This window comes from Kitasatospora sp. CM 4170 (assembly GCF_032110285.1).
GTDB classification, from domain to species: Bacteria; Actinomycetota; Actinomycetes; order Streptomycetales; family Streptomycetaceae; genus Kitasatospora; species Kitasatospora aburaviensis.
Genome location: NZ_CP134877.1, coordinates 1,273,677 through 1,297,085, shown reverse-complemented (window position 1 = coordinate 1,297,085; position 23,409 = coordinate 1,273,677). Strand labels below are relative to the sequence as shown.

At 76.5% G+C, this 23,409-nt stretch carries 16 protein-coding genes; 11 read left to right on the top strand and 5 right to left on the bottom strand.

Annotation, left to right across the window (positions count from 1 at the left end; translation table 11 throughout):
* The first annotated feature begins 113 nt into the window (after positions 1–113).
* Together RMN57_RS05520 and RMN57_RS05515 are read left to right on the top strand one after the other, a co-directional pair.
* Positions 114–1,271, top strand: coding sequence for an AI-2E family transporter (locus tag RMN57_RS05520; protein WP_313762237.1), 1,158 nt, complete (start codon positions 114–116; stop codon positions 1,269–1,271).
* A 116-nt stretch (positions 1,272–1,387) separates the two neighbouring features.
* Positions 1,388–2,266, top strand: a complete 879-nt coding sequence (locus RMN57_RS05515; protein WP_313762236.1) for a virginiamycin B lyase — start codon at positions 1,388–1,390, stop codon at positions 2,264–2,266.
* A gap of 211 nt (positions 2,267–2,477) precedes the next feature.
* Here RMN57_RS05515 and RMN57_RS05510 read toward each other — a convergent pair whose 3' ends face one another.
* Positions 2,478–5,594: an AAA family ATPase gene (locus RMN57_RS05510; RefSeq protein ID WP_313762235.1), complete on the bottom strand. Its 3,117-nt coding sequence runs from the start codon at positions 5,592–5,594 to the stop codon at positions 2,478–2,480.
* Positions 5,595–5,823: 229 nt separating this feature from the next.
* On the opposite strand from RMN57_RS05510, the gene RMN57_RS05505 reads away from it, so the two are divergent.
* Entirely contained in the window at positions 5,824–7,092 is a 1,269-nt protein-coding gene (locus RMN57_RS05505; protein ID WP_313762234.1) for an RNA-guided endonuclease TnpB family protein, read from the top strand.
* Positions 7,093–7,263: 171 nt separating this feature from the next.
* On the opposite strand, the gene RMN57_RS05500 is transcribed toward RMN57_RS05505, so the two are convergent.
* Both RMN57_RS05500 and RMN57_RS05495 read right to left on the bottom strand, forming a co-directional pair.
* A complete protein-coding gene (locus RMN57_RS05500; protein ID WP_313762233.1) occupies positions 7,264–7,449 on the bottom strand; it encodes a hypothetical protein in 186 nt (61 codons plus the stop codon).
* 104 nt (positions 7,450–7,553) lie between these two features.
* Positions 7,554–10,829 (bottom strand): type 2 lanthipeptide synthetase LanM family protein, encoded by a 3,276-nt coding sequence (locus tag RMN57_RS05495; RefSeq protein WP_313762232.1) that lies wholly within the window; start codon positions 10,827–10,829, stop codon positions 7,554–7,556.
* Between the two features lie 448 nt (positions 10,830–11,277).
* Between RMN57_RS05495 and RMN57_RS05490 the strand changes: the two genes are divergently transcribed.
* From RMN57_RS05490 to RMN57_RS05470, 5 genes are all read left to right on the top strand, one after another.
* Complete coding sequence (locus tag RMN57_RS05490) at positions 11,278–12,048, top strand: sigma 54 modulation/S30EA ribosomal C-terminal domain-containing protein (RefSeq protein WP_313762231.1); 771 nt, start codon at positions 11,278–11,280, stop codon at positions 12,046–12,048.
* 158 nt (positions 12,049–12,206) lie between these two features.
* Positions 12,207–12,677, top strand: coding sequence for a pyridoxamine 5'-phosphate oxidase family protein (locus RMN57_RS05485; RefSeq protein WP_313762230.1), 471 nt, complete (start codon positions 12,207–12,209; stop codon positions 12,675–12,677).
* 580 nt (positions 12,678–13,257) lie between these two features.
* A complete protein-coding gene (ctaD, locus tag RMN57_RS05480) occupies positions 13,258–15,003 on the top strand; it encodes a cytochrome c oxidase subunit I (protein ID WP_380236620.1) in 1,746 nt (581 codons plus the stop codon).
* A gap of 203 nt (positions 15,004–15,206) precedes the next feature.
* Positions 15,207–15,740 carry a hypothetical protein gene (locus RMN57_RS05475; RefSeq protein WP_313762229.1) on the top strand — a complete coding sequence of 178 codons (534 nt, stop codon included), beginning with the start codon at positions 15,207–15,209 and terminating at the stop codon, positions 15,738–15,740.
* Positions 15,741–15,991: 251 nt separating this feature from the next.
* Positions 15,992–16,711, top strand: coding sequence for a response regulator transcription factor (locus RMN57_RS05470; RefSeq protein WP_313762228.1), 720 nt, complete (start codon positions 15,992–15,994; stop codon positions 16,709–16,711).
* A gap of 74 nt (positions 16,712–16,785) precedes the next feature.
* Here RMN57_RS05470 and RMN57_RS05465 read toward each other — a convergent pair whose 3' ends face one another.
* Positions 16,786–18,009 carry a hypothetical protein gene (locus tag RMN57_RS05465; RefSeq protein ID WP_313762227.1) on the bottom strand — a complete coding sequence of 408 codons (1,224 nt, stop codon included), beginning with the start codon at positions 18,007–18,009 and terminating at the stop codon, positions 16,786–16,788.
* A gap of 290 nt (positions 18,010–18,299) precedes the next feature.
* Here RMN57_RS05465 and RMN57_RS05460 point away from each other — a divergent pair, with 290 nt between their 5' ends.
* A complete protein-coding gene (locus RMN57_RS05460) occupies positions 18,300–18,866 on the top strand; it encodes a pyridoxamine 5'-phosphate oxidase family protein (RefSeq protein ID WP_313762226.1) in 567 nt (188 codons plus the stop codon).
* 68 nt (positions 18,867–18,934) lie between these two features.
* Here the strand turns inward: RMN57_RS05460 and RMN57_RS05455 are convergent, their stop codons facing one another.
* Complete coding sequence (locus RMN57_RS05455; RefSeq protein ID WP_313762225.1) at positions 18,935–20,632, bottom strand: GAF domain-containing sensor histidine kinase; 1,698 nt, start codon at positions 20,630–20,632, stop codon at positions 18,935–18,937.
* A 572-nt stretch (positions 20,633–21,204) separates the two neighbouring features.
* Here RMN57_RS05455 and RMN57_RS05450 point away from each other — a divergent pair.
* Positions 21,205–22,074 (top strand): universal stress protein, encoded by an 870-nt coding sequence (locus RMN57_RS05450; protein WP_313762224.1) that lies wholly within the window; start codon positions 21,205–21,207, stop codon positions 22,072–22,074.
* Positions 22,075–22,393: 319 nt separating this feature from the next.
* Entirely contained in the window at positions 22,394–23,401 is a 1,008-nt protein-coding gene (locus RMN57_RS05445) for an Acg family FMN-binding oxidoreductase (RefSeq protein ID WP_313762223.1), read from the top strand.
* Positions 23,402–23,409 lie beyond the last annotated feature (8 nt).

Here is a 23,409-nt window from a genome sequence, read left to right as displayed (position 1 = left end):
ACCCCGTGCCGCTCCGGCCGGTCGTGCTCCTCCCGGCCTCCCGCCGCCGGAGCCCATGGAGTTCCGCATAACGGGCGATTCGTCACATCATCTGCTGAGATGGGGCGAGCAGGGTGCGATCGACCCAGGCGGAGGTGGAGATGTCGGGGGAGCCCCGGGGGCGCCCGTTCGGCGAGCCGTCCGGCGGCGTTCCCGCGGAACGCCGGGACGACCACCGGCGGCCGTACCTGATGCTCCCGCCCGCGATCCGGGCGGCCGCGGCCTGGTCGGCCGCGGTCGTCCTGCTCATCGCCGTCGCCTCCCTGGTGGGCTTCGCCCTGGTCGAGCTGCGCGCCGCCACCATTCCGGTGGCCCTCGCCCTGCTCGGCACCGCGCTGCTCTACCCCGTGATGCCGTGGATGGTCCGGCACGGGGTCGGCCGCGGCACGGCCGCCGGGCTCACCTGCGCCCTGCTGGTGGCCGCGGTCGGCGGCGTGGTCGCCCTGCTGGTCAACTCCCTGGTGCACAGCGCCCCGCAGATCGCCTCCGCACTCCAGGAGGCCGGTGACCGGATCGCCGAGTGGCTCGGACCGTTCGGCGAGAAGATCCGTCACGCGCTGGACAACGCCCAGGGCGAGAGCAGCGCGCTGGTCTCCACCGTCACCAACGGCGTGCTATCCGGCCTCGGCCTCGCCACCCAGGTCCTGACCGGCGCCGTGCTCGCCCTGGCGCTGGTCTTCTTCTTCCTCCGTGACGGCCACCGCACCGGCGACTCCATCCGCTCCAACCTCCCGCCCCGCACCGCCGAGGCCGTCGTCGCCTGCGCGGACCGGGCCTTCGAGGCGATGGCCGGCTTCATGCGCGGCACGACGCTGATCGCGCTGATCGACGCGTTCTTCATCACCGTCGGCCTGCTGCTGCTCGGCGTCCCCGGCGCGGCCGGACTCGGTGCCCTGGTCTTCATGGGCGCCTACATCCCGTTCGTCGGCGCCTTCCTCTCCGGGACGGTGGCGGTGCTGGTCGCGCTCGCCGAGGGCGGTATCGGCACGGCGCTCTGGACGCTCGGGATCGTCCTCGCGGTGCAGGCGGTGGAGGGCAACATCCTGCAGCCGCTGATCCAGAGCCGGACCGTCGAACTGCACCCGGCCACCATCATGATCGCGGTGGTGGCCGGCGCCGGCCTCGCCGGGATCCTGGGCGCCCTGCTCGCCGTGCCGCTCTGCGCCGCCGGGGTCGGCGTGATCTCGGTCCTGCGCGGCGACGCCGACCGCCCCCGACGCGGCGGCCGCTAGGTGTTCTGTCCCGTGAGGTCGGGGCCGCGACCGGAACGTGGTTGCCGTACGGACGGGGCGCGTGGCAGGATCGCTAATGCGACGTGGGTCGCGATAGTGAAGGGGCGGGTTGCGGGATGACGGTCGAGCGGTTCCAGGTGTCGGACGGTCAGGCCGGGCCGTACGGGGTGGCGGTGGGGCCGGACGGTGGCGTCTGGTTCACCCTGGTGCACTCCGGGGAGGTCGGGCGGCTGGCGGCCGACGGGTCGGTGCGGCGGTTCGGCCCGGCCGCGGCGGAGAGCGGGCCGGCGGTGATCACGGCGGGCCCGGACGGCGCGCTCTGGTTCACCCGGATGCGGGACCACCGGATCGGGCGGATCGGCACCGACGGCCGGGAACACTCGTTCGCGCTGCCGACCGAGGGCGCCGGGCCGTACGGGATCACCGCGGGCCCCGACGGAGCCCTCTGGTTCACCGAGCTGAACGCCGGCCGGATCGGGCGGATCACCGTGGACGGCGAGGTGACGGAGCATCCGCTGCCGGTCGACGGCGGCTTCCCGTCGATGATCACCGCCGGGCCCGACGGGGCGCTCTGGTTCACCCTCAACCAGGCCCACGCCGTCGGCCGGATCACCGTCGCCGGGGAGGTCACCGTGCACCCGCTGCCCACCGCGGGGGCGGCCCCGGTCGGGATCGCCCGCGGCGGCGACGGTGCGCTCTGGTGCGTCGAGATCGGCGCCGGGCAGGTCGCCCGGATCGCGGTGGACGGCACGGTCGTCGAGCACCCGCTGCCCGACCGGGCCGCCCGGCCGCACGCGATCGCGGCCGACCCGCAGGGCCGGCTCTGGTTCACCGAGTGGGCCGGCAACCGGATCGGCAGCCTCACCCCGGACGGTGCCTACCGCGGCTACGACCTGCCCGTCCCGGGCGCCGAGCCGCACGGCATCGCCGTCGGCCCGGACGGCGCGGTCCACGTGGCGCTGGAGATCGGCGAGATCGTCCGCCTGGTGCCCTGAGCCGCGGTCGGGCCGACGCCCGCGGCACTCCGGTCGGTGCCCGCGGGCCTAGGGTCTCTCGTTCGGATCTTGTCGGATGAGCGCGCGGCGTTGGAGTGCGTGCATCGGCGGTGCGGAGGAGGGAGTCCATGCGGAGCATCGGCGACCAACGACAAGCCGTCGAGGTGCGTGCTCCGGCGTCGCGCGCCCGGCAAGATCCGAACGAGAGACCCTACGTCAGCGGGCCGGCGGCGAGTTCGGCGGCGAGGTCGCAGAGCGCGGCGCGGTCCGGGCGGCCGGTCTTGGCGAGCAGGCCGGCGATGTGCTTCTCCACCGTGCGCGGGGAGATGGAGAGCCGACGGGCCAACTGCTGGTTGCCCGGGCGCTCCGCGAGCAGGACGAACACCTCGTACTCGCGCAGCGTCACGCCGCAGCCGCGCAGCTCCGCCGGGACGGCGTCGCGGCCGCCGCGGTGCTGCGCGACGCTGGCGCCGGCGCGGCGCAGCAGGGCGCGGCAGGCGGCCGCGACCGGCTGGATGCCGGTGGCGTGGAAGTACTCCTCGGCCGTGCGCAGCCAGGCCACCGGCTCGCCCCAGCCGTCGGCGAGCGCGCCCTCGGCGGCGAGCCGCAGCGCGAGGTGGTGGGCGAGCGGGAACGGCGCGGCGGTCGCGCGGGCCTCGGCGACGGCGCGGGCGGCCTCGTCCGGGCGGCCCTCGCGGCCGAGCAGGACGGCGTCGGCGAAGCCCAGGAACTGGCGGTTCCAGGCGAGTTCGGCGGCCGGGGCGGTGGCCGCCCGGGCCAGGTCGGCGCGGTGCCAGGTGCCGGACAGCACTTCCAGCAGCGGGTGCAGGCCGTGCCGGCCGGCCAGGTAGAAGACGCTGGGGTGCTCCTCCTCCCAGGCGATCCCGGCGGCCAGCTCGGCCCGGGCCCGGCCGGGGTCCTCGGCGAGCAGGGCGCCGACGGCCCGGCAGAGGCCGTGGCGCAGCGGCATCAGGAACGACTCCTCGCCGCCGGCCTGCCGGAACCGGGCCAGCTCGCGCTCCATCTCGCGGTCGCGGCCCAGGTGGGCGGCGAGCGTGGCGGAGCCGAGCAGCAGGTAGCGGTGGGTGCCGAGGTTGCGCAGCCGGGCGGTGGCGTCGAGGCGGCTGTCGATGACGGCGCGGGCGGTGTCCCACTCGCCGCGCAGCACGGCGTTCATGGCGAGCAGGCCGTCCAGGGTCTGGGTGAGCACGATCGCGCCGAGTGCGGCGGCGGCCTCCCGGGCGGCTTCGAGGCGGGTGCCGTCGCCGGTGCGCATGAAGGCGTTGGCGCCGAGCCGGAGCAGCGCCTCGACCCGCCAGACCGGGAGGGCGTGCGCCTCGGCGACGGCCAGCATCCGCTCCAGGCAGGCGTCGGCGTCGTCGAAGCCGCGCTCGCGGGCGAGCAGGGCGAGCAGCTGCCACGCCTGGCAGGCGACCACCGGCAGGCCGGCGGCCTCGGCCACCTCGGCGGCCCGGCGGGCGAGGCGCTCGGTCTCGGCGAGGCGGGCGCGGGCCGGCTGCGGGTCGGCCGCGCCGGTGTCCCCGGTGTCCCCGGCCTCTTTGGCCGCGCCGGTTCCGCCGGTCCCGTCGGCGTCCGCGGCCGGTTCCGACGGCTCGGCGCCGTCGGCGGTGGGGCCGTGGCCGGGCAGCAGCGCGAGGTGGCCCTCCACGACCACCAGGGCGGCGTCCTGTTCGGGGCGCGGCTCGCTGCCGGCCAGCGCCCGGGCGGCGGTGAGTTGGGCGGCGGCCTCGCCGGCGCGCTCGGCCATCACCGCGGCGAAGGCCAGCCGGGTGTGCAGGTCGATCCGGCGGTCGGCGGCGGGGCGGCCGTGGGTGGGCGGGCGCTCCGCGGGCGGGTGTCCGGCGGGCAATGGCGGCAGCGCGGTCGCCGGTGCGGCGGAGGGTATCGCGGGCAGTGCGCGGGCCAGTTCGAAGGCCCGGTCGAGTTGGCCGGCCTCGGCCAGCGCCAGCAACAACTGCTCGGCGACGGCGGCGCGGTCCGCCTCCCCGGCGTGCTCGTGGGCGCGCTCCAGCAGCACCACGGCCGAGCCGGAGGCGCCGGCCGCCAGGGTCCGCCGGCCGGCCTCGGCGAGGTGCGCGGCGGCGCCCGCCGCGTCGCCCCCGGCCAGCAGCAGCGAGGCCACCAGCTGGCGCCGCTCGTCGCCGAGTTCGGGGTCGGCCCGCAGGACCGCCCCGGCCGCGCGGCGGGCCAGGGCGGCGCGCTCGGCGGGGGCCAGGGTCGCGATGACGGCGTCGGCGGTGAGGGCGTGCCGGAAGGCGTAGCGGTCCGGGTCGGCGCCGTCCGGCACGATGACGTTGGCCTCGCAGGCGGAGCGCAGGTGGCTGAAGAGCGTCCGGTCGTCGTGACCGGTGATCAGCTGGACGGTGGCGACGGAGAAGCGGCTGCCCAGCGTGGCGGCGGTGAGCAGCAGGTCGCGCACCGGCGGGTCGAGCTGGTCGATCCGCCCGCCCCAGCTGCGGACGACGGTGGTGGGGACGGCGGTGCAGAGGTCGCCGGCCACCTCCCAGCGGTCCCCGGGCCGGCGCAGCGCGCCCGAGGCGAGCATGTCGGCGAGCAGTTCCTCGACCAGGTAGGGGCAGCCGTCGCCGCGCTCGGCGAGCCGCTCCAGCACCGGCGCGGGCACCTCGGCGGCCTCGCTCTCCAGGATGTCCGCGGCCATCGTCCGGACGTCGGCGGGCGGCAGCGGCCGCAGCTCGGTGACGGTGGCGGCGCGGCGGCGCTCGGCGGCGCGGACGAGGTCCAGGGCCGGTCCGGGCTCCCCCCGCAGCGTCCCGACCAGCAGGACCGGCAGGCCCTCCAGGTTGTCGACCAGGTACTCCAGCACGGCGACCGTCTCGGCGTCGGTGTCGTGCAGGTCCTCCAGCAGCAGGACGCAGCCGGCGTCGCGGCCGAGGACGGCGAGCAGGCGCAACAGCGCCTCGGCGAGTTCGACCACCGTCTCCGGGTAGGCGGGTGCGGTGCCGGCCGTTCCGCGCCACTCGGGCACCAGCCGGGCGAGGGCGGGCCGGTAGGGGTCGAGCTCGGCGTCGGTGGGGGTGCCGGCGGCCCGGAAACGCGAGGCGAGGGCTTCGATCAGCGGCCGGAACGGCGTCACGGTCAGCGTCGAGGAGCCCCGGCCGCGCAGCACCGGCAGGCCGAGCCCGTAGGCCTGGTAGGCGCACTCGCCGGCCAGCCGGGACTTGCCCATGCCGGCGTCGCCGAGCAGGAAGACCGCCCGGCCGGCCCGCTGGCGGGAGGCGGCCAGCGCGCTGCCGAGCAGGCTGATCTCGGCGTCCCGGCCGACGGTGATCGACGAAGTCGTGCGCATGGCCGCAGGCTACCGGGTCCAATTGCCGTGCATCGGGCTTTGGCCCGGTGGTGAAGCGATTCTGAGCCCTGTTCCGACTCTGTCGACCGCACTGTCCCGGACTGTTGAGGTCAGCTACGGCTGACGGTTGGACGGGCCGGTTCTGCTGCTCGATGTACTCGCGGACTATTGACAGCAGTGCAGCGCCTACCGATCCGGCGAAGCGTGCCGCCATAGTAGGTTGGTCGTCGTGCAGCTCAGGTACAGCTTCCGCCTGTATCCGAATGGGCCTCAGCGTGCTGCGCTGGCAAGGGCGTTCGGGTGTGCTCGCGTGGTGTTCAACGACGCCCTGCGCGCCCGGGAGGAGGCCCGCGCGGCCGGGTTGCCGTTCGTGGCGTCGGGGGTGTTGTCGAAGGCGCTGACGGAGGCGAAGAAGAGGCCGGAGCGGGCCTGGCTCGGTGAGGTGTCGGCCGTGGTGCTGCAGCAGTCGCTGCGAGACCTGGACACCGCGTACCGGAACTTCTTCGACGGGCTCAGAGACAAGCGCCCGCGCATGGGTGCGCCCCGGTTCAAGTCGCGCAAGGACAGCCGGCAGGCGATCCGGTTCACCGCGAACGCCCGTTGGTCGATCACGCCCGGTGGTGACCTCGCGCTGCCGAAGATCGGTGACGTGCGGGTGAAGTGGTCGCGCTCGCTGCCGTCGGTGCCGTCCACGGTGACCGTGATCAAGGACGCAGCCGGAAGGTACTTCGCCTCGTTCGTGGTGGCGACCGATCCGGCCGCCGACCTGACACGGATGCCGCAGACGGACACGGTGATCGGGATCGACCTCGGCCTGACCCACTTCGCGGTCCTCTCCGACGGCCGGAAGATCGACAGCCCCCGGTTCCTGCGCCGCGTGGAGAAGCGGTTGAAGAAGGCGCAGCGGGCGCTGAGCCGGAAGGTGAAGGGGTCGAGGAACCGGGAGAAGGCCCGTGTGAAGGTCGCCCGTGCCCATGGCCGGGTGGCGGATGCGCGGCGGGAGTTCCACCACCAGCTCTCCACGAGGGTGATCCGCGAGAATCAAGCGGTCGCCGTGGAGGACCTGGCGGTCAGGGCACTCGCGCGTACCCGCCTTGCGAAGTCGGTTCACGATGCCGGTTGGTCGCAGTTCGTGGCGATGCTGGAGTACAAGGCCGCACGGTACGGGCGTGCCTTCCATCGGATCGGCCGCTTCGAGCCGACGTCGCAGGTCTGCTCGGCCTGTGGCGTCCAGGACGGCCCCAAGCCCCTGGATGTCCGGGAGTGGATGTGTGGGGCGTGCGGGACGGTTCTGGACCGGGACATCAACGCGGCGGTCAACGTCGCCAGGGCCGCCGGACTGGCGGTGTCAGCCTGTCGAGCGCAGGTAGGACCGGTACTCGTACCGGCACAGCGTGAAGAAGCAGGAACCCACCGAGACGGTCAGTCGACCGTGGTAGGAATCCCCGGCCGCTATGCCGGGGAGCGGAAGTCAATTGACGGTTCGTCTGATCTGTAGTGCGGCTCATCGGCCACGAAGCGAACACGCTGCCATCACGGGATCGTTACCGTACGACCGCATGTACGGAAATCCGGTCCGGTTCGGCGGCGCCCGGTCGGCCCTGGCCGCGGGGCGCCGCCACCGGGGGCTGCCCGGGTCCCCGGTGGCGGCGGTGTGGCGGCCGGGCTCCTAGGCCGGGACCGTCATGGTCGGGAAGTCGAAGGCCGGTGCCGTGCCGCCGGAGGCGAGCAACTGCGAGCGCAGGCCCAGGCCGCCGCCGGCCCGCAGGCGGATGTCGCCGGCCGGGTGGTCGAAGGAGTCGTCGGGCCGGGTGTCCGGGTACTGCCGGGTCGGCGCCAGGTCGGTGTCGTTCACGGGTTCTCCCATTCGTCGTAGGGGTGGGTGGCGGTCGGAGCGGGCGGGCGGCTGCCCGCCCGTCGCACCGCCCGCCATCCTGGCGGACGGCGGGCGCGGCGCGTTCAGCGGGCCGGCGGACGGGCCGGCGGGTCGGCCGGTGCACCGGGGCGCAGCAGCAGCGCGGGCGGGACGCGCTCGGGATAGCCCAGCCGCAGCAGGCCGTGGCCGATCCCGGCGAGGCCGGTGAGCAGACCCGGGTGCGGCACGTGGTCGGGGCTGCCGCAGCGCGGGCCGTCCTGGTCGAGGCCGGCCAGCAGCGCGCCCGCCCGCCGTACCCAGGGAGTCCGACCGGGCACGGGGCCGCCGTGGCCGAGCAGTTCGAGGACGCCCAGCTCGCCGTGGCAGAGGCTGTGGTCGGGCAGGCCGGCGGCCCGGGCGGTGTTCCGGGCGGCGCGCTGCAGCCACTCGGCGAGCGGCCGGTCGGCCAGGGCGGTAGGGCTGTCGGCCACGGCGAGGGCGATGCCCGGCCGGCCGCGGCACCAGGAGGACTCCCGGGCCCGGACGGCGGTGGCGGCGCGCAGGGCGGCGAGCCCGGCCGCGCGGTGCGGGCCGTCGGAGGGCTCCCCGGCGGCCTCCGCGTACCGCAGCAGCGCCCAGCCGGTGCCGGCCGCGCCGTGCGCGAAGCCCGTCCCGGCGGGTGCCGGAGCGGCGGCCAGCAGCGCGGCGCAGTCGGCGGCGGCGCGCAGCGGCTCGGGCCGGCCGGTGGCGGCGTGGACGGCGAGCAGCGCGGCCAGGCCGCCGGCGGTGCCGCTGTGCACGCCGGTGTCGGTCTCGCGCGCGGCGGCCGCCGCGGTGAGCGCCACCGCGGGCTCGCACCACTGCCGGATCAGCGGGTCGTCCAGGGTGCGGGCGATCTCGGTGAGCGCGTAGGCGATGCCGCCCAGCCCGGCGAAGCCGCCGGAGCCGACGGCGGCGGGCCGGTCGGGGTGCGCGGCGAGCGTGTCCAGCAGCCCGGGGACGGGAGCGAGCGCCCGACGGGCCACCTCGGCGTAGCGGTCCGAGCCGGTCAGGGCGGCGAGTTGGGCGAGGAAGAGCGCGGTGCCGGTGTAGCCGCCGGCGAGGTCGGCGCCGAGCGGCCGGACCCGCCAGTACCGGTCGGCGAGCAGCTCCAGGCCCAGCCAGTTGGTCCGGGCACGCCCCCCGTACGCGGCCGCGACCAGCTGGTCGCCGACACCGCGGGCGGCGGCCAGCAGCCGCTCCGGTTCCGGGGCGGTGGCCCACAGGTTCTCCTGCGCGGGGCGGCCGGGGCGGTGCGCCGGCACGGCGGCGCCGCAGGCCATCGCGGCCCGGACGATCCACTCCTGGTCCTTGCGGTCCACCCCGCCGAGTGCGGCGAGCTTGGTCTCGGCGCGGGCCAGCCCGGTCTCGGCCAGCTCACCGGGCAACCGGCGGCCGTCGGCGGTCCAGAGGTCGCGGCCGCCGGGGCGGGCGGTGAAGAGCGGGACGTCGCCGGCCCACAGGTCGGCGAGTTCGTGGTCGGCCAGTCCGGGGCGGCCGGGGTCGTCCACGGCGTCGGTGCGCAGCAGGTCCAGCACGGCGCCGCGGTCCGCGGCGTCGCGCAGCAGGTCCGGGTGGGTCGACTCGTCCAGCAGCCGGGCGTAGACCCGGGTGGCCCGCGGCACCACCCGGACCTCGTCCTCGGCGAACGCGTGCAGCAGGCCGCGGGGACCGGTGAGGTCGTCCCGGCCGTCGGCGAGCGCCGTGTAGCCGGCCCGGAAGCCGGCCACCAGGGCCTCGGTGTGGTCGGCGGGGTCGACGGCGGCGCCGTCCAGCCGGGGGCGGTTGCGGGCCTCGCGGAACGGGCGGGCGCGCCGGACCAGCCGCATCTCGTCCGTTCCGGCGCCGGCCCAGTCGACGCCCTCCACGGGGGAGCTGGTGCGCAGGCCGCCGCCGATGCCGGAGACGTCCACCGCGCCGGCGTCGCCCAGCAGCAGCTGCGGCAGCAGGCCGACCCGGTGGACCGACTCCTCCAGCGCGCGGGCCGCCGGGTCCACCGCCGGGCCGGCCTGGGAGGGCGGGTGGAACAGCGTCTCCACGTCCACCAGCACCGGCTGGTCCGCGCAGGCGACCACGTTCTCGACGTGCATGTCGGTGCCGTCCAGCACGTGCAGCAGCGCCAGCAGCGCGCCCTGGCGCCGGTAGAACCGCTCGACCTCGAAACCGGTGCGGCAGGGCCGGAACTCGGCGAACTCCGTCCAGCCGTAGCCGCCCCGGTCGACCAGCCCGAGCGTGCGCAGCCGGGGCACCCCGGGCTGGGCGTTGTACCAGCCCAGCAGGGCGTTGAAGTGGCGGTGGGCCGCGGGCGGGCGCGGCCGGTGGACGACGGAGGCGCCGTCGGCGAAGTGCAGCACGGCGACGGCCCGGCCGTGGCGGTGGCGGTCGCCGGCCTCGGTGTCGACGGCCACCAGCGGCCCCGGGTCGGTGCCGCGCAGCAGGCCGGAGACCAGCAGCGGGCGGTCGGCGAGGAGCCGGTTGAGCAGTTCGGCGTGGGCGTCGGCGGCGTCCAGGCTGGTCCGGGCGAGCAGCCGGGCGAGCACCGGGTACGTACGGAGCAGGGCGGCGAGGCCGTCGCGGCGGGCGGTGAGGGCGACGAAGGAGCGGAACCGCTCCTGCGGGGTGCCGCCCCGGAGCCGGCCGGCGGCCCGGGCGGTGTGCAGTTCCAGCACCAGGGTGCGGGCGGCGATCCGGGCGAGCCGCTCGGTGAGCCCGGCGGTGAAGGCGGCGCGCAGGGCGGGCAGGTCGAGGAGGACGGCGAGGTCCGCCGGCGCGGTCCGGTCGCCGGGGGAGTCGTGGCCACCGGGGCCCCGGTCGGTGGTGCGCTGGTCGGTGGTGCTCCGGTCGGCGTGGGCGGCGGGTCCGGGCGGGGCCGCGGCGGGGCGGAGGGTGGCGGACATCCGGACGAGCGCGCGGTCGGCGAACGGCGCCAGGACCAGGCCGAAGCCGCTCAGGCCCGGGTACGCCGTCTTCGGGACGACCGCCCGGACCGGGGCCGCGGCGACCGCGGCCTCGGTGAAGGCGGCCCAGTCGGGGCGCCCCTCGGGACGGGCCTGGCCCGGCGTCAGGGCCGGCTCCCACCAGACGGACGGGGCCGGCCCGGCCACACACCGGGCCGAGCCCGTCCGCCCGGCGCCCCGCGCCGCGTCGGGGGTCGATACCGCGGCGGGGGCCGGGGCGGAAGCCCTGGTCGGGGCCGGAACGGTGGCCTGGACCTGGGCATCGCCGGGCATCGGAGGGTGCGGGGTCGCGGTGGCCGCGGTGGGAACCTGCGCGACCGGGCCCTGATCCGGTGCGCGGCCCCCGTCGGGGCGCGCGCTGCGCACGGCGCTCACCTCTGCCACCACCGCACCTCCGATGCCGGGAGAGGGCGGCGCTGCCGTCGAAGACGCTGCCCTCCGTGCTGAATCCTTGTCCTGCGGTGGCCGCCGGGGCATGGGGGACTCGCCCCCATCTTTGTGCCCTCCGGCCCGCATGATCCGCTCCCCTCGTTCCCCGCGACCTCCGGCGCGGCCCCCGTCGAGCCGGCTGAGTGCCGCGCTCGGCCTGGTTGTCGAGAGTGGGCATGTCCCGATCATTTCACGGAGTGGTGGACGGGTCGTGGTGGGTCGGCGCACGGGCTGACCGACGGGCCGGTGGGCGGGCGTCGATGGGGCCGAGGGGCAGGTGGGGTGGGGTCGTTCGGCCCTTGTCGGTGGTCGCGCAGCGGAGGGAGGGTGGGCGCCGAACAGGTGTGCGGCGCAGGCCCGGGGCGGGACCGGCGGCGTACGGAGGGACGGGAGAGGGTCCGAAGTGGGCGGGTTGGTCACGGTGCAGATGGACGAGCAGCTGGCACGGGGTGCGGCGGTCGAAGCGCGGGCCCGGGTCGCGGCCGTCGCGGGCGGGGCGGACGCCCTGGTCGAGGCGGTCCGGGTGCGGGTCGGCCGGATCGGCGACGGGACGGTGCTGGCGCAGGTGAACGCCGAGGTGAACGGCCGGCGGATCCGCGTCCAGGAGACCGCCGCGGACCTCGGTGAGGCGCTGGACCGGCTGGCCGACGGGCTGCGCGGCCGGATCGCCGCGGTGACGGCAGGCTGGTCGCCCCGCCCGTGGCCGCGGCGGGTGCGCGGCCGGGGCCTCGCCGCCACCGCCCCCGCGCCGCAGACGCCCCGACCGCTGGCGGAAGTGCCCTGCGACGGTGGGTCGTTGAGCATCGTCCGGCGCAAGCGGGTGGACCTGGTCCGGTGCTCGCCGGACGCGGCCGCCCGCACCATGGACGCGATGGACTTCGACATCCACCTGTTCACCGACCCGGTCACCGGGACCGACGCCGTCGTCTATCGGGTGGGCCCCACCGGGTACCGGCTGGCCCGGACGGCGGCCGCCGGGCCGCCGCTCCGGCCGGCCGTCCCGTTCACCCTCAGTCCCTGCGGCGCACCGGAGTTGACCGAGGAGCGGGCGGTCGGGCGGCTCTCCGCCGCCGAGTTGCCCTTCCTGTTCTTCGCCCACCCGGCGACCGGGCGCGGCCGGGTGCTCTACCGCCGGTTCGACGGCCGGCTCGGGCTGATCGTGGCAGCGTCGTGAGCGACGAGGCCGTGCGCAGCCGGCTCCGGGCGCGGCGCCGGCCGGCGGGGGCGTCGGGGGCGTCAGCGTCGCCGGGGTCTGCCGGGGCGGTCGCGCCGGCGGTGGAGCGCCCGGCCGCATCGTCCGCTTCGCCGGTGCCGGCGTTCGGGGGCGTTCCGGTGCCCGGAGCCGCGCCGCCGGCCGGTGGTGTCCGGCCGGGCGGGGACGTCCCGCCGCGGCACCTCGTACCGCTCGAACGGGCTGAGGCGCTAAGGCTGTTGGCCGGCGTCCCGTTCGGTCGGATCGTCTTCACCTCGCGGGCGCTGCCGGCCGTCCGTCCGGTCAACCACCTGCTGCTGGACGACACCGTGGTGATCCGCACCCATGACGGCGCCGCGCTCACCGCGGCGGCAGCCGGCGCGGAGGAGGGCGTCGTGGTCGCCTACGAGGCCGATGCCATCGATCCGGTGACCAGGCTGGGGTGGAGCGTGGTGGTCACCGGCTACGCCCGGCCGGTCACCGATCCGGAGCAACTGGCCCGCTACCGGGAGGTGTTGCGCCCCTGGGTGGCGGCGTCCATGGACCACACCGTAGCCATCCGGCCGGACCTCGTGACCGGGTTCCGGCTCGCCACGGAGGCCGGCGGGTAGCGCCGTCCGCCGCGGGCCCCGCCCGCGGCATCGCCGTGGCAACTCCCGTCCTTCGAGCGGCCGTTGGGTGGCCGTTGGGCGGGCCCTGGAGCGCGCCGGTACGGGCCGTCGGAGTTCGCCCCGACTCCACGCCCCGTACCGGCGCTTCGGCATGCCCGGAGCGCTTGGCGGAGCCGTCCGGCGGGGCGGTACGGGCAGGCGGTGCGGGCGGTGCGGGCGGTGCGGGCGGTACGGCGGGGCGGTGCGGGCGGTGCGGGCGGTACGGCGGTGCGGCGCGCCCGCGGTGTGCCGTGCGCCGGGCCGGTCGGCAGAGGTCCCGGTCGCGGGCCCGGAACGGAGGCCCACCGGCCCCGGGCCGCTGGGTCCAAGGGCCCTGGGGTGCAAGGCCGTCGAGTTCTGATCATGGATCGCCATCCATCCGCAGTAGTTCCGAAGGAGTGCGTCCTTGAGCGCCATCGAGGCACAGGGCGACAGCGCGCCGCCGCCGTCCGCCGTCCGGTCGGGGGAGGTCCGGGTCCGAAGGCCCGGCTCGGCCCTGGTCAGGCTGCTGACGACCACCGACCACAAGACGATCGGCTCCATGTACCTGGTGTCGGCGTTCGGGTTCTTCCTGATCGGCGGCATCCTCGCGCTGGTCATGCGCGCCGAGCTCGCCCGGCCGGGGACGCAGATCCTCTCCAACGAGCAGTTCAACCAGGCCTTCACCATGCACGGTTCGGTGATGCTCCTGCTGTTCGCCATGCCGCTGTTCACCGGCTTCGCCAACTGGATCATGCCGCTCCAGATCGGTGCCCCCGACGTGGCCTTCCCGCGGTTGAACATGCTGGCCTACTGGCTGTTCATGTTCGGCTCGCTGATCGCCGCCGGCGGATTCGCCACCCCGCAGGGCGCGGCCGACTTCGGCTGGTTCCTCTACGCCCCGCTGTCCGACGCGGTCCACTCGCCCGGCGTCGGCGCCGACATGTGGATCATGGGCGTCACGCTCTCCGGCTTCGGCAGCATCCTCGGCGCGGTCAACTTCATCACCACCATCATCTGCATGCGCGCCCCCGGTCTGACCATGTTCCGGATGTCGATCTTCTGCTGGAACGTGCTGCTCACCTCGGTCCTGGTGCTGATGGTCTTCCCGGTCCTGGCCGCGGCGCTGCTGGCGCTGGAGTGCGACCGCAAGTTCGGCTCGCACGTCTTCGACCCCGCCAACGGCGGTGCGATGCTCTGGCAGCACCTCTTCTGGTTCTTCGGCCATCCCGAGGTCTACATCCTCGCCCTGCCGTTCTTCGGGATCATCTCCGAGGTGATCCCGGTCTTCTCCCGCAAGCCGATGTTCGGCTACGCGGGCCTGATCGCAGCCACCGTCGCCATCGCCGGCCTCTCGGTGACGGTCTGGGCGCACCACATGTACGTCACCGGCCAAGTGCTGCTGCCCTTCTTCTCGTTCATGACCTTCCTGATCGCCGTGCCCACCGGGGTGAAGTTCTTCAACTGGGTCGGCACCATGTGGAAGGGCTCACTGAGCTTCGAGACCCCGATGCTCTGGACCGTCGGGTTCCTGGTGACCTTCCTCTTCGGCGGGCTCACCGGCGTGCTGCTCGCGGCCCCGCCGATCGACTTCCACGTCTCCGACTCGTACTTCGTGGTCGCGCACTTCCACTACACGCTGTTCGGCACCGTGGTCTACGCGATGATGGCGGGCTTCCACTTCTGGTGGCCGAAGATGACCGGCAAGATGCTCGACGAGCGGCTCGGCCGGATCAGCTTCTGGACGCTCACCATCGGCTTCCACGCCACCTTCCTGGTGCAGCACTGGCTCGGCGCGGAGGGCATGCCCCGCCGCTACGCCGACTACCTCGCCTCGGACGGCTTCACCACCCTGAACACCGTCTCGACCATCGGCTCGTTCCTGCTCGGCCTCTCGATCCTGCCGTTCCTCTACAACGTCTGGAAGACCGCCAAGTACGGCGAGAAGGTCACGGTCGACGACCCCTGGGGCTACGGCCGTTCGCTGGAGTGGGCCACCTCGTGCCCGCCGCCCCGGCACAACTTCACCACCCTGCCGAGGATCCGCTCCGAGTCCCCGGCGTTCGACCTGCACCACCCGGAGATCGCCGCCCTCGACCACCTGGAGAACACCGGCGAGCCGGCCAAGCACCTCGCCGGGGTCGTCCCCGCCGCGTACGGCACCCCCGTCCGGCGCGGCCCGGCCCGCTCGGCCGGGGCCGTGCCCGGCGGGCCCGATCGGTCCGGGCAGGCGGCGGCACCGCCGGAGCCGGCGGCGACGGCGAACCCGCCGGGGCCGGCGAACCCGCCTGAGCCGCCGGACTGCTGACCCGGTCGCCGGGGCACCGGCCCCGGCGGCCACCCGGGACGCCGTCCCCGCCCGCCCCTCCCCGCTGCCCCCGGCCGGGCGGGGACGGCCGCACCACCACCCCGGGCACCGACCCGCGTCGGCCCGCACCCGCACCCGCACCCGCACCCGCACCCGCACCCGCACACCACCGCTCGAACCCCATCGGCTGAGGAGCGCACGGCATGTCCCACACCGTTCTGGCCATCGGCACGGCCGCCATCACCGCCTCCGGCTGCGTCTGGTACCTGCCCGCCATCGCCGACCTCCAGGCGGGCGACGACCGCCCCCGGTCGGTCCGGACCGCGGCGGCAGCCTGCGTCCTCTGGTGGGCCGCGCTGGCGCTGGCCGGCGGACTGCTGCTGGCCGTGCCCGCCTGGCAGCCCGCGGCGCAGGTCGCCCTCGCCGGCCTGGTCGCCGGCGTCCTGCTGCGGATCCGGGCGTTCGCACAGAGCCGCGCCGAGCGGCGCGAGGACCGGCTGCGCTGGGCGATGCTCGACGCCGGGCCCGTGCCGCGCGGACCGCGCCCGGCGGCCGTGGCCCTGGTGGGCTGGCTGCTCGTCGGCCTGGCGGTCTCCTCGCTGGGCGCGCTCTCCATCCTGCTGGCCGGCGGCGGCGCGCTCGCCCCGCGCCTGGCCGCCGCGGCCGGCAGCGCGGTGGCGGTGTCGGGCGCGTTCCTCCTCGTCGGCCTGGGCAACGCCCGCCGCCACCGCCCCTGACCGGACGTCCGCGGGCCGGTGCGGGGTGCTCCGGCCCCGGCCCGGCCGGTCCGCCGGCGCGTCCGGCCCCCGCTCCTGCTCCTCGCGGCCGCCCCCCGTCCGGGCCGTGCGCTCCCGCCGCGCTGACAGAGCCGCGCTGACAGAGCCGCGCCAAAATGGGGCCGTTGGGCCCTGGGGAGCCGGCCGCCGACCAGGCATGATGCGAAGGACCCGCGGCAGCGTGCCGGGGCACGGGAAGGTGGAGCCGCGAGATGGCGAGCATGACGGGGGGCGTCGAGACGCCGGCGCCGGTGAGGGTGTTCCTGCTGGACGACCACGAAGTGGTGCGCCGCGGCGTCCATGACCTGCTGGACGGCGAGCCGGACCTGGAGGTGGTCGGCGAGGCCGCCACCGCCGAGCAGGCCCTCGTCCGGGTCCCCGCGCTGCGCCCCGACGTCGCCGTGCTGGACGTCCGCCTCGGTGACGGCGACGGTGTGGCGGTCTGCCGCGAACTCCGCTCCCGCATGCCCGACCTGGCCTGCCTGATGCTCACCTCCTTCGACGACGAGGAGGCGCTGCTGGACGCCGTGATGGCGGGCGCCGCCGGGTACGTCCTCAAGCAGATCAGCGGCACCGACCTGGTGGCCGCCGTGCGCACCGTCGCCTCCGGCCGCTCCATGCTGGACCCGGGTGCCGCCACCCGCCTGCTGAACCGCCTGCGCAGCGACGCCGAGCCGGCCCAGCCGGCCGCCACCGGGCCGGAGCTCACGGCGCGTGAGCAGGAGGTGCTGGACCTGATCGGCGAGGGCCTGACCAACCGCCAGATCGGCGAACGCCTCTACCTCGCCGAGAAGACGGTGAAGAACCACGTCTCCCGGTTGCTCGCCAAGCTGGGGGTCGAGCGCCGCGTCCAGGCCGCGCTGATCGCCACCGAGCGGCGCCAGTCGGCCGCCCCCGCGCACCCCGGCCACCACGCCAGACCGCGCGGCTGAACCCGCGCGGTCGGCCTCAGCCCCGCGGGCCGGCGCGCGTTCGGCGGGCGCGTTCGGCTGCCGCGCGTTCGGCGTCAGCCCCCGGGGTTCGACGGGCCGGAGCCGCCACCGTTCAGGAGCACCTCGCGATGGTGCCACGCGAGCTGCAGCAGTGCGGCGCCCGCCGGCTGCATCGGCTCGCGGTCGGCGAGGCGCTCCACGTGCTCGGCCGTGAAGGGGATGCCCGCGGCGTGCCCGGTGCCGTCATCCAGCCGGACGCGGTGCCCCTCGTCGTTGGTGGTGACCATCCGGGCGAAGAGCTCGTCGAACAGCTCGGCGTCGAACACGGCGACGGTGAGCAGGTCGGTCACGAAGGTGAGCGGGTCCGTGCCCAGGCCGAGCCAGTACATCCGCAGGGTTCCGGCCGCCCGGGCGGAGCTCAGAACCCGCTGGAACGGCCAGGCGTCGTAGTCGATCGGGGCGGTGTCGCTGCCGTAGTCCTCGCTGCTGCCGAGCAGTTCCTCGCTGAGCTCGCGGACGACGGCCCGCCAGAGGTCGAAGTCGTTGGCCTCGTTCCACGGCGCGTCGTGGGAGGGCTGGAACATGCCCACCGGCATCACCTGGAACAGTCCGCCGCCGCTGGCGACCTTGGCCGGGTCGCGCCAGTGCAGCACGAACTCGGCGGCGCCGGTCCGCCGGTCGAGGCGGACGGCCAGCGTGCTGACGGCGGCCAGGACCGGCCGCCGGGCGAGGTCGGTGGGATCGCCGACGGCGGCCCGGAACGGCGTGGCGTCCGCCTCGGGCCCCGGCCCGCCGGCTGCGGACAGGGCCGCGGCCGCGTACTCGTGAGCCGCCGCCTCGCAGATGTCGATGACGTCGAAGTAGCGGCCGCGGCCGAACGTCAGGGTCGGGACGGCAGCGTCCTCCGCCACCTCCAGGAGCCGGTAGCAACCCCGGTTCTCGAAGAGCCGCGGCCGGGCCAGATCGCCGACGGCGTCGGCGTAGGTGTCGTACCGGGTGCCGTCGGCCCGCCGGGGCAGGACGGCGTCCAGCTCGGGGCGGCGGCCGTCGACCGGAGCCGCCGGGGCCTGCTCCTGCCAGCGCAGCCGGACCTGTTCCAGGGGCACCGGTGCCGAGGGAATCCAGTGCCGGCGCGCCAGCACCCTGCCGCCGGGGGCGAACTCGTGCGGGGCGTGCCCGGCCGCGGCCGACCGGGTCAGCCCGAACCGGTTGCGGTTCAGGTGGTCACGCACCTGCCGCCACCGGGCCCGGCCCGCCTCCGGTGCGACGGGCTGCTCCGGCGGGGGAGTGGTGGACACGGTGCTCCTCGGGATCGTGGCGGGCTGCCGCCGAACAGCGTACGAGGCGGCGGCGGCCCGGCGCCGGTCCCCGGCGCAGGCCTGCGCCGGGGGACCGGCGCCCCCGCGGGCCCGCTGACCGGCCCGCTGACCGGCCCGCGCCGGGTACGCCCCACCGGGCGATCCGTACGCCGCCGGTCCGCCGGGGGCGGGGCCTCCCCCCCGGATCCGGCCCCGGCCGCCGGGACGGGACCCTCGGCGGGACCATCGGCCCTCGTCGCCCCGGGGCCCGGCGGGCGACCATCGCCGGCATGGATGCCGATCGTGAAGCGCAGTCGCCGCAGCAGGAGTCGCCCGGTCGGGCGCGGCCGTACGGTGCCCGCCGCCGGGAGCCCGCCGCAGGCCTCGTCGTGGACGTCGTCATGGACCGCACCGCGGACGTCGGTCCGGGCCCCGAGCTGGACGAGGCACGGGCGTTGGAGCTGCTGGCCGCAACGCCGGTCGGGCGGGTCGTCTACACCCTGGGTGCCCTGCCGGCGGTGCTGCCGGTGCCGTTCCGGGTCGACGAAGACGGCGGCGTGCTGTTCGCGGCCGACGCCGGGTCGGAGCTGGTCCGGGCGGTGGACGGCGCGGTGACCGCCTTCGAGGCCGACGACGTGGACGACGGCGCCGGCACCGGCTGGTACGTCACCGTCCTGGGCCGCGCCGAGGTGCGGCCGGCGGAGGGTGTCGAGGCCGCCGACGGCGCCGGGGGCGCCGCGTCGTCGGCCGCGCGGTCCGGCCCGGCCTGCGCCGGCTCGTCCGCGACCCGGCGGGAGGTGCTGATCCGGATCGGCCCCGAGCTGGTCGTCGGCCGGCGGCTGGCGGCCGGGCCCTGAGCGGGGGGCGAATCCGCCGCGCCGCCGCCCCGAGCGCCGCCGCTGCGCCGTCGCTGCCGCCGCTGCGCTCAGACCCCCAGCGGGGCGTCCCAGACCAGCCTCGTGCCGCCGCCCTCCGCCGGCTGCAGCTCGAAGCTGCCGCCGACCCGCTCGGCTCGCTCCGCGAGGTTGCGCAGCCCGCTGCGCCGCCCGCCGTCGGGCACCCCGACCCCGTCGTCCGTGACCGTCAACGTCACCCGCCCACCCAGCGCCCGCAGCCCGACCTCCACCCGGCTCGCCCGGGCGTGCCGGGCGGCGTTGCTGAGCGCCTCGCCGAGGACGGCCATCACGTGCTCGGCCAGCTCCTGCGGCACGTCCGTGTCGAGCAGTCCCTCCATGCTGAGCCGGGGCGGGAAGCCCAGCGTCGCCTGGGCCTCGCCGACCGTGCGGGTGGCGCGGGCGCGCAGGCCGCGGTCGGGCTCGCTGTGGGCGCGCAGGCCGAAGATCGTCGACCGGATGATCTTGATCGTCTCGTCCAGGTCGGCGACCGCCCGGCTGACCCGGTCGGAGGCGCTGCGGCTCTCGATCAGCCGGCCCGCGCTCTGCAGCGTCATCCCGGTGGCGAAGAGCCGCTGGATGGCCAGGTCGTGCAGGTCCCGGGCGATCCGGTCGCGGTCCTCCAGCAGCGTCAACTGCTCGGCGTCGCGCCGCCGTTCGGCCAGCTCCAGGGCGAGCGCGGCCTGGTCGGCGAAGCCCAGCAGCGGGCCCGTCTCCTCCGCGGTGAACGGCTCCCGCCCGCTCGCCCGGGCCAGCAGCAGGACGCCGCGCCCGAACCCCGCCCCGGTGCCCAGCGGCACCGCCACCGCCGGCCCGAGGCCGGCGAAACGGTTCGGCGGACCGGCCGGGAACCGGGCGTCGCCGGCCAGCTCGTCGCTGGTCACCGGCGAGCCCGAGGCGTACGCGGCCCCGGAGAGGGTGCCGTCCACCGGCACCGTCACCCCGATCCGGCCGCTCGGGTCGGCGCCCAGCGCCACCTCCACGGTGAGCTCCGCCGCCCGCTCCTCCGGCCCGGCCAGCGCCACCGAGACGTCCGCCAGCTCGGCGCCCGCGATCTCCCGCGCACGGCGGGCGATCAGCTCCACCACCTCCAGGCGGGGCGCGCCCGAGAGCAGGCTGCGGGTGATCTCGGCGCTGGCCTGCAGCCAGCGCTGGCGCCGCTGCGCCTCCTCGTAGAGCCGGGCGTTGTCGATGGCCACCCCGGCCGCGACCGCGAGGGTGGCGATCACCGCCTCGTCGTCGGCGTCGAAGTCCAGACCACCGCGCTTGTCGGTGAGGTACAGGTTGCCGAACACCTCGCCGCGCACCCGCACCGGCACCCCGAGGAAGGTGTGCATCGGCGGGTGGTTCGGCGGGAAGCCGACGGAGGCCGGGTGTTCGGACAGCACCGGGCAGCGCAGCGGCTGCGGGTGGCGGATCAGCTCGCCGAGGATGCCGCGCCCGGCCGGCAGCGGCCCGATCGCCGCGATCTCCTCCTCGGCCAGACCGACCGTCAGGAACTGCGAGAGGGTGTGCCCGTCCGGCCCGATCACGCCGAGCGCGCCGTAGCGGGCGTCGACCAGGTCGGCGGCGGCCTCGACGATCCGGTGCAGGGCCTGCGAGAGGTCCAGCTCGCGGCCGACCGCGAGCACCGCCTCCAGCAGGCTGTGCACCCGGTCACGGGTGCCGCGGGCCGCGTCGATCCGCCACTGGAGCTCCTCCAGCAGCTCGTCCAGGCGCAGCTGCGGCATCCGGGCCGGGGTGCCGCCACGGGCCCCCGGCGTGCCGGCCCGGGGCACGGGCGCGGCGGCAGGCGTGCCGGAGTCCTGGTTCCCTCCCGGGGTACCTCCACCGCCTGCGTCCGCCCCGCGGCGGGCTGCCGCCGGGCCGCCCGCCCCGGCGCCGGCCGGGCAGGTCGTCGTGTTGCCCGCAGGGTCGCCCGCAGGGCGGACAGGCCAGCCGTCCGCCGAACCGCCGGTGCCCGCCCGCGTACCGTCCGCGCCGCCCACCGGCGTCCTCCTCGTGGGTCTGTTCGTCTCGTCGTTCCGTCCGCCGGATCCGCAGGCACGCGAATCCACCCCCGGGTCTCCCGACCAGGAGGATTGTCGGATTCACGGTAGTGCCCGGGGAGGCCCGTCCGAAACGCCGGGGTCGGGCCGAACCGCTCCCGGGTGGGGGCCGGCGGGTGGGACCAAAGGCCCGGCGGCGCGGGCCCTGCGGCTCTGGGCGCCGGGCGTGCGCGGGGGGAAGGGTGGGGGTATCGGACGGCGCGTCAGGGCGTGCCGCCCGCCCGGCACCGGCCTGCAGACGGAAGGAAGTTCCCATGACCCCACCTGTTCTGGTCGGAGTCGACGGCTCGCCCGAGAGCACCGCCGCCGCCCACTGGGCCGCCGAGGAGGCCCTGCGCCGGGGCGCCCCGCTGCGCCTGGTGCACGTCTGGCCCTGGCTGACCGACGGCCGGGCCGCCTTCGCCGACGCCGACACGCCGCCCGTCGGTGCCCAGCGGATGCTCACCGAGATCGCCGACACCCTCCGGAACGGCCACCCCGGCCTGGACGTGCACACCGACGTGGTGCTCGACGCCGCCGTGGACGGCCTGGTGGCCGCGGCCGAGGACGCCGGTCTGCTGGTCCTCGGCTCGCGGGGCCTCGGCGGCTTCACCGGCCTGCTGCTCGGCTCGGTGAGCAGGGCGACCGTCGCGCGCAGCTCGGCCCCGGCCGTCGTGGTCCGGCCGGCCGGGGCGCGGGCCGGGGTGGCGATGGGTGCCGTCCCGGAGGTCCTGGTCGCGGTCGACGTCCAGGCGCCGAGCGAGTCGGTGCTCGCCTTCGCCTTCGAGGAGGCGGAGCTGCGCGGTGCCCGGGTCCGCGCCGTCCACGGCTGGGACCTGCCGCCGGCGTTCGCGACGGTGGGCTTCGTCCCGTCGCCGCCCGAGATGGCGGAGCTGCAGGGGCTTGAGGCCAAGGCGCTCACCGAGGCCCTGGCGGACTGGCGCGAGCGGTACCCCGGGACGGAGGTGGCCGAGGAGGTCCGGCTCGGCCCGGCCCGCGCGGTGGTCGAGGCCTCGGCGACGGCCGAGCTGGTGGTGATCGGACGACGACGGCGCCCGCACGACCTCGGCCCGCGCCTGGGCCGGGTGGCGCACGCGGTGCTCCACCACGCGCACGCACCGGTGGCGGTCGTGCCGCACGACTGACGGCGACGGGTGGCGGGTGGCGGCGGTCGGCGGCGACGGGCGGAGGTGCCGGGATGGCCGGCCCGGCGGGCGCCGGAACCCGGGCCGTTCGACCCTGCCGTCCGGCCGCCGCCCGGGGCACCCTCGGGAGTACCGGAGCCGTGGCCGCCGGCCCGCGGCCCCGCCCCGCCCCGTCCCGTCCGGCGCACGCGGAACGCCGCGCGACCGGTCGAACGGCTTCCTTCGGCGTCACCCGGCCCAACCGGCCGACACGGTTGAACCGGTCGAAGTGGCTCGACCGGCCGGCGGCCCGACGGCCAGAGGCAAGGAGAGGATCACCATGACCGAGCCCACCCTCACCCCGGCCGACCTGCGGCTGCTCGCCGCCGCCGGCGGCGCGGCGCCGTCCCTGCACAACAGCCAGCCCTGGCGGTTCCGCCCGACCGAGGACGGGCGCGGCATCGAGGTGCTCGCCGACGCCGCCCGTGCCGTGCCGCTCGCCGATCCCACCGGCGCCGCACTGCACATCGCGGCCGGTGCGGCCCTGTTCAACCTGAGGGTGGCCGCCGTCCGGCTCGGCCGGGAGCCGGTCGCCCAGCTGCTCCCGGACCCGGACGCCCCGGGGCTGCTCGCCCGGCTCGACCTCTCGGACGCCGTCCGCGACGCCGAACCGTTCGGCCGGGACCTCCACCCGGCGATCACCCGACGTCACTCCAGCCGCCAGCCGTTCAGCAACCGCGACGTGCCGGAGGCGGTGCTCGGCGAGCTCGTCGCCGCCGCCGGGGCCGAGGGTGCCGTGCTCGCCGCCCTGGAGGAGGGCGGCGTCCGGCGGGTGCTGGCGCTCACCGCCGAGGCGGTGGAGCGGACCTCCCAGGACCCGGACCGGCAGGCCGAGGCCCGCGCCTGGCTCCGCTCCGACGACGCGGTGGGCGACGCCGTCGACGGCATCCCGTTCGCGGCCCTCGGCTCGCGGGACCGCGACGCCCGCATCCCGATGCGCGAGTTCGCCGGCCGCCCGCCCTACCACGACGTGCCCGCACGGCCGGCCGAGCGGTTCGAGGCCCTGCCGCAGCTCTGCACGCTCGCCACCCGCACCGACCGCCCCGCCGACTGGCTGCGCACGGGGCAGGCGCTGGAGCGCGTCTGGCTGCTGGCGACCGTCCACGGCGTGCGCCTGACGGTCTGGCACCAGCCCATGGAGTGGCCCGACACCCGCTGGGGCCTGCGCGATCCGGCCGACGGCCCGGGCCACGTCCAACTGGTCCTCCGGATCGGTTACGGCCCGCCGGGCACCGCGACGCCGCGCCGCCCGATCGAGGAGACGCTCGACGCGCCCGTCGCGCGCTGACCGTCGCG

Coding starts and splice junctions, on each gene's coding strand:
- RMN57_RS05515 (WP_313762236.1), top strand. CDS start 1,388: ATGACGGTCGAGCGGTTCCAGGTGTCGGACGGTCAGGCCGGGCCGTAC.
- RMN57_RS05510 (WP_313762235.1), bottom strand. CDS start 5,594: ATGCGCACGACTTCGTCGATCACCGTCGGCCGGGACGCCGAGATCAGC.
- ctaD (WP_380236620.1), top strand. CDS start 13,258: ATGTACCTGGTGTCGGCGTTCGGGTTCTTCCTGATCGGCGGCATCCTC.
- RMN57_RS05475 (WP_313762229.1), top strand. CDS start 15,207: ATGTCCCACACCGTTCTGGCCATCGGCACGGCCGCCATCACCGCCTCC.
- RMN57_RS05470 (WP_313762228.1), top strand. CDS start 15,992: ATGGCGAGCATGACGGGGGGCGTCGAGACGCCGGCGCCGGTGAGGGTG.
- RMN57_RS05460 (WP_313762226.1), top strand. CDS start 18,300: ATGGATGCCGATCGTGAAGCGCAGTCGCCGCAGCAGGAGTCGCCCGGT.
- RMN57_RS05455 (WP_313762225.1), bottom strand. CDS start 20,632: ATGCCGCAGCTGCGCCTGGACGAGCTGCTGGAGGAGCTCCAGTGGCGG.
- RMN57_RS05450 (WP_313762224.1), top strand. CDS start 21,205: ATGACCCCACCTGTTCTGGTCGGAGTCGACGGCTCGCCCGAGAGCACC.
- RMN57_RS05445 (WP_313762223.1), top strand. CDS start 22,394: ATGACCGAGCCCACCCTCACCCCGGCCGACCTGCGGCTGCTCGCCGCC.